This window comes from Flavobacterium sp. (assembly GCF_031363805.1).
Taxonomy (GTDB): domain Bacteria; phylum Bacteroidota; class Bacteroidia; order Flavobacteriales; family Flavobacteriaceae; genus Flavobacterium.
On record NZ_JANLVD010000047.1, the window covers coordinates 1 to 5,706 of the forward strand.

General features: G+C 32.9%; 6 protein-coding genes and 2 pseudogenes. 2 read left to right on the forward strand and 6 right to left on the reverse strand.

Going from position 1 to position 5,706, the window contains the following annotated elements:
* Together gmk and nadD are read left to right on the forward strand one after the other, a co-directional pair.
* A partial coding sequence (gene gmk / locus RMN92_RS02625; protein WP_309607908.1) for a guanylate kinase occupies positions 1 to 534 on the forward strand: 534 nt, incomplete at its 5' end.
* A gap of 61 nt (positions 535 to 595) precedes the next feature.
* Complete coding sequence (gene nadD, locus RMN92_RS02630) at positions 596 to 1,177, forward strand: nicotinate (nicotinamide) nucleotide adenylyltransferase (protein ID WP_309607909.1); 582 nt, start codon at positions 596 to 598, stop codon at positions 1,175 to 1,177.
* Between the two features lie 37 nt (positions 1,178 to 1,214).
* On the opposite strand, the gene RMN92_RS02635 is transcribed toward nadD, so the two are convergent.
* From RMN92_RS02635 to RMN92_RS02660, 6 genes and pseudogenes are all read right to left on the reverse strand, one after another.
* Positions 1,215 to 2,669 carry a nicotinate phosphoribosyltransferase gene (locus RMN92_RS02635; RefSeq protein WP_309607910.1) on the reverse strand — a complete coding sequence of 485 codons (1,455 nt, stop codon included), beginning with the start codon at positions 2,667 to 2,669 and terminating at the stop codon, positions 1,215 to 1,217.
* Positions 2,670 to 2,989: 320 nt separating this feature from the next.
* Complete coding sequence (gene tnpA, locus RMN92_RS02640; protein ID WP_309607911.1) at positions 2,990 to 3,451, reverse strand: IS200/IS605 family transposase; 462 nt, start codon at positions 3,449 to 3,451, stop codon at positions 2,990 to 2,992.
* Positions 3,452 to 3,474: 23 nt separating this feature from the next.
* Positions 3,475 to 3,978, reverse strand: a complete 504-nt coding sequence (locus RMN92_RS02645) for an O-acetyl-ADP-ribose deacetylase (protein ID WP_309607912.1) — start codon at positions 3,976 to 3,978, stop codon at positions 3,475 to 3,477.
* Positions 3,979 to 3,997: 19 nt separating this feature from the next.
* Positions 3,998 to 4,945, reverse strand: coding sequence for an ADP-ribosylglycohydrolase family protein (locus RMN92_RS02650; RefSeq protein ID WP_309607913.1), 948 nt, complete (start codon positions 4,943 to 4,945; stop codon positions 3,998 to 4,000).
* Between the two features lie 3 nt (positions 4,946 to 4,948).
* Positions 4,949 to 5,569 (reverse strand): annotated as a pseudogene (locus RMN92_RS02655) (phosphoribosyltransferase family protein); the annotation flags it as partial.
* Positions 5,570 to 5,578: 9 nt separating this feature from the next.
* Positions 5,579 to 5,706, reverse strand: a pseudogene (locus RMN92_RS02660) (IS1595 family transposase); the annotation flags it as partial.

Here is a 5,706-nt window from a genome sequence, read left to right on the forward strand (position 1 = left end):
AAAACAACCATAGTAAGGCATTTGCTGAAGCAAGAAGATCTCAATTTGGAATTTTCGGTTTCTTGTACAACGCGGGAAAAAAGAGGAGAAGAAGTGGATGGCAAAGATTATTATTTTATTTCGTTGTCAGCATTTAAAAAACACATCAAAGCCGAAGAATTTGTTGAATGGGAAGAAGTATATCGCGATAATTTTTACGGTACTTTAAAAAGCGAAGTTGAGCGCATTTGGGAAAAAGGGAAAAATGTAATTTTTGATATTGATGTTTCTGGAGGTTTGCGAATAAAGTCCAAGTTTCAGCAAGAAACACTGGCTGTTTTTGTAAAACCGCCAAGTATTGATGAACTTAAAATTCGGCTGAAAAAACGTTCCACGGAATCTGATGATAAAATAAATATGCGTATTGCAAAAGCTTCTGTAGAACTTGCAACTGCGCCACAGTTTGATAAAATTATTAAAAATTATGATTTGGATGTGGCAAAAGAAGAAGCTTATGAGTTGGTGAAAGAGTTTCTTAATGATTCCAAGATTTAAAGATTAAAAAATTGAAAAATTCAAATAAATCTTTAAATCTTTAAATTTTTAAATTAGGTTCATGAAAATAGGACTTTATTTCGGAACTTTTAATCCCATTCATATTGGGCATTTGATTATTGCCAACCACATGGCGGAGCATTCAGATTTGGATCAAATTTGGATGGTGGTCACGCCACACAATCCACACAAACAAAAAAATACATTACTGGATGACCATCATAGACTAGAGATGGTGCATCTTGCCACTTCAGATTTCTCAAAAATTAAACCATCTGATGTAGAATTTAAACTGCCACAACCCAATTTTACTGTAAATACTTTGGCACATTTACAAGAAAAACATCCTAATCATGAATTTTCTTTAATTATGGGTGAGGATAATTTGAATTCGCTACACAAATGGAAAAATTATGAAGTTATTTTACAAAATCATGGTATTTATGTTTATCCAAGATTGAATTCTGGTGAAGTTGACGAACAATTTATGAATCATATAAAAATTCATCGGGTTGGTGCGCCGGTGATAGAACTGTCTTCAACATTTATTCGAGAAAGTATCAAAAAAAATAAAAATGTGATTCCTATGTTGCCTGAAAAGGTTTGGCATTATGTGGAGCATAATAATTTTTATAAAAAATAAACCCAAACTTTTCTAAGGTTTGGGTTTGTTAGAATTTTTATTTTCCTGCAACTTGTTTTCTAATTTCAATCAGCGAATGATCGATTAATAATTTTCCATCTCGAAAAACTTCTTTCAATTCGCCTTGTTTTTCTTCTTCCCAAGATACTTGATCTATTAGTTTGTATTTGCCGTTTTCTAATTCGATTTTCATTAAACCCTTGGCTGATTTTTTGGTTCCATCATCTGTAATTGGATCTTTAAAAATGGCTCTTCCTTCGCCATTTACTTCACCATAAGTGGCTTTCATGGCAAAACCAAAAGTATCGCGAGTATTATATTGATAAGTAAATGATCCAATTCCTAAAACTACATTAGTTGAAGCAAAACCTTTTGCTTTTAAGCGTTCGCAAATGTTTGTGGCTCTTTCCACTGTAATACTATCGCCATAAATTGCTCCGATTTGTGGAATCAATTCTTTGAAACCTTTGCTGTTTGTGGTTCCGCCAAAAACATCCCAAAGCAATTCGATAACGCCTTTTTTCTCTTGTTCGGTTTTTCCGTTAGGATTGCCACAAATAATATCGACCGGATCGCCACTATCGGGACGAATAACTACTTTGCCTTCACGAGAAATAATTTCTTGTTTCAATCTTGGCAAATAATCGGTTAGAACTTTCCATAAATCCCAAGTATCAGAAACTATAGAAACGATTCCTTTGGGATAAATTTCGCAAATTAATCGTTTGAAAGTTTCATACTCACCTTCAGTGGTACCCATACACATTACAGAATGCTCGGTTGCAGCAACTGAGCCACCAATTAATTCAACATCGGAATTAGCGTTGTAATATTCTTCAAAAAACTCGATTGCGGGAATCGTGTCTGTTCCTGTAAAACTGAGTAAATGTCCTGCTGCTGATGTTACTGCGGCTTCGATTCCGCCCATTCCTCGCATGGAGAAATCATGTCCTTGCCAATCTACAAATTCTGGAATTGATGAAGTTTCATTGGCATATTTATCTAACAGCAATCGGTATTGTTTGGCAATTGTAGCCGAATTACAAGGCAACCAAACTACTGCCGAAAGTAAGGTTTCGAAATAATTGGTTAACCAAAAAAACTCGGGTTTGGTGTTGTACATGGTGAACATTGGCACACGAATAGGTACACTTGCGCCTTCTGGCAAAGCTTTGAAAACCATTGGAATATAACCCAAATCGTGTAAATCTTCAATGTGTTTAATGCCAACTTGATTTTCGCCTAGATAATTATTGATTCTGCGGCTGTATTTTGCCACAACTTCTGCTTTTGGTCGCTTGAAAAAATATTCTTCGAAATCGTGAATAATGTATTTCTTTAAAAAATATTGCAAACCGAAGAATACAACCTCATCGATTCCTTCAATTCTTGATTTTCTTGGTGTCCAGTTTGAATAGACTAAGGTCGTGTTGTCTGGATATTGTCTGCGGTGATCAACTTTGTAGCCGTCTGTTAGGAGTAGTGGGTTCATAGTTATAGATATTGCGCTCCTCTGGAGCTTTTGTTGGTTTGTTATTTGTTATAAATATTGCGCTCCTCTAGAGCTTTTGTTGCTAGTTATTCTTATCAGTTATAAATATGTTGCTCCGTTGGAGCATTTGCTGCTAGTTATTCCTATTAGTTATAAATAAGTTGCTCCGCTGGAGCAGGAATTTATATGTCTGTTTGTAATTGTCATGATGCTGTTTACATATAAAAAAAAAATTATTTCTGTCTGTTTAGCTCCATAGGAGCTTAATATCTATAACACAAAACCTTGACAAAGCATTAAGCTCCGAAGGAGCGACATATCTATTCTAAAAAATCAAACAAATACTCATCTTTATATTCAACTTCAAAGTTTTTTAAAAAAGATATATATTCTTCTCTAAAACCTTGCTTTTTGTGATGTTCTTCCTGATTTTCAATATATTTAATAACATTGTCCAACTGTGATATTGAATAAGTAAACGCACCAAAACCTTCTTGCCACTGAAATTTGTGACTACAAAATTTTTGATCATTAATCCATTTGCTACTATTCGTTTTTATATCTCTCATTAAATCAGATACCGCTATATTTGGTTTTATATTCAATAAAATATGAACGTGATTCTCTACACCATTTATACGTAATAGTTTTTGCCCGTTATTAGTAACTATTCCAGTTATGTATTTGTACAATTCATCTTTCCATATCTTTTGAATAAGTGATTGCCTGAATTTTACCACAATAACTACTTGAACATACATTTGAGAATAAGTGTTTGGCATAAAATTACATTTAAAATTTAAACTTATATGAGCTTTTCGTACAACCGATAATTTTCATGATCAAAGCACACAAATACAACTTCATGAATTGAATTATATGCAAATGATTTTACTGTTTCAATTGCTATTTCGGCAGCTTTATCTTTAGGAAAATGATAAATTCCTGTGCTGATATTTGGAAAAGCAATTGATTTTAATTCATTACTTTCGTCAATTTTCAAACAGTTTTTATAGCAGTTGGATAATAATGTTTTTTTCTCTTCTTTATCTCCATTCCAAACAGGACCCGCAGTGTGAATAACATATTTTGAAGGTAAATTTCCTGCTGTTGTGATCACAGCTTCGCCTACATTACATCCGCCTTGTTTGTTGCTTATTTTGACACATTCATCTAGAATTTCTTTTCCTCCTGCTCGATGAATAGCACCATCTACTCCGCCACCGCCAAGTAATGAAGTGTTTGCTGTATTGACAATAGCATCGGTGGTTATTTTTGTGATATCGCCTTGAATGAGTTTGATGTTCATTTTGCGTGTTTTTTTTATTTTAATTTAAATTCAGTGTTTTTTTATCTAATTTATCGCATAATTCTGTGATGTCTTTTCTCCTTGCTAAAACATTAATCCATTCTACTGGAATTTCATCATATCCATAAATTAATCCCGCCAAACCACCAGCAATTGCAGCAGTAGTATCAGTGTCTTCCCCAAGATTGACTGCTTTTAGAACAGTCTCTTTGTATGTACTTGAATTTAAAATACACCAAAAACTTGCCTCCAAACTATGTAAGACATATCCAGATGAGTTAATTTTATCTTTATCAAATTCATTAATGTTTGACTTTAGAATTCTATCGAATAATTGAATTTCCCTTTCATTAAATTCTTTATCAACAATAAAATTGTTAACTATAGTTTTTGTTTTTTGATAAGCATCAAATTTATTTTCGATTTTCAATAATTCCAAAGTATAAATAATGTAAATGAAACAGGCAAATACTGAACGAAAATGTGCATGGGTAATTGATGAAACATCTTTTACAGTTTGATAAATTAGATTAAGATCGGCTTCATCCTTCAAATAAAAAGCAATTGGTAGAATTCTCATCAAAGAACCATTACCATTATCTTCTTCATCAAAACCACCACACAATGTAGGCTGCTCTCCTTGAGCAATTCTATATATTGCATTCCTTGTGGCAATTCCAATATCAAAAACGCTTCCGTGTGGTGTCCAAATTTCTGCATTTTTCCATTGCAAAAATTTTGTGGCAATATCTTCTATATTATATCCATTACAAAGGCTATCAGCTAAACAAAAAGCTAGTGAACTATCATCGCTCCAAGTCCCTTTTAGTTGTCTGTGCGATCCATTTTCACGCATATCAATTACTGGAAATCGTTTTAATAATTCTCTATTTTGAAACTCGACAGGAACACCTAAAGCATCACCAACTGCAAGTCCAAACAATACGCTATGAATTTTATTTTTCATTTTTTATAAAATTTTATTCAATTTTATCTGACTCACCTCTTCACCCTCAAAATCCTTAAACGAATCAGTTGTAAAAATTCCATCAAAACATTTTAAATCTTCAAAACCTTTATTAAAAATCCCGTGACTTACTGCCAAGAATAATTTTCCAGCATTTTTCTTTTTCAATTCTTTGGCAAGACCAATAAATGTTCCGCCACCATCACAAATATCATCTACGATCAAACAATCTGACCCTTGTAAATCATCATTATAGACTTTAAAACCAGACAATTTCCCAGTTTTTACATCGCGACTTTTGCTACATTCTACGACATCAATTCCGCCTAGAAATTCAGAAACTTTGTAAATTTTCTTTAAAGCGCCTCCATCGGGAGAAATGAGTTTTACATTGTTTCCTATTGTTTTCAAAACTTCGGCAATAAATTTATGATTCGGAATTACTTCGCAATTGTTGACCAATGCTGGTGTAACTTCAGAATGTGCATCAAAAACAGTAACTTTATTTAAATTCATCGCATTTAAAATATCAGCATAAACTTTTACCGAAAGTGGTTCACCAGGAATCATCACACGATCTTGTCGAGCTGCTGGAAAATACGGAATAAAAACATTAATTATTTTTCGAGTTACTTACTTAATTACTACTATTTGATTCCAACCATAGTGTTTATGGCTTACCAATCTTTTGAATAGATTGTCGAATATTGTTTCTTTATAAATCGAACGATTTAATCTATAAAAATATTCGTCTAAATATT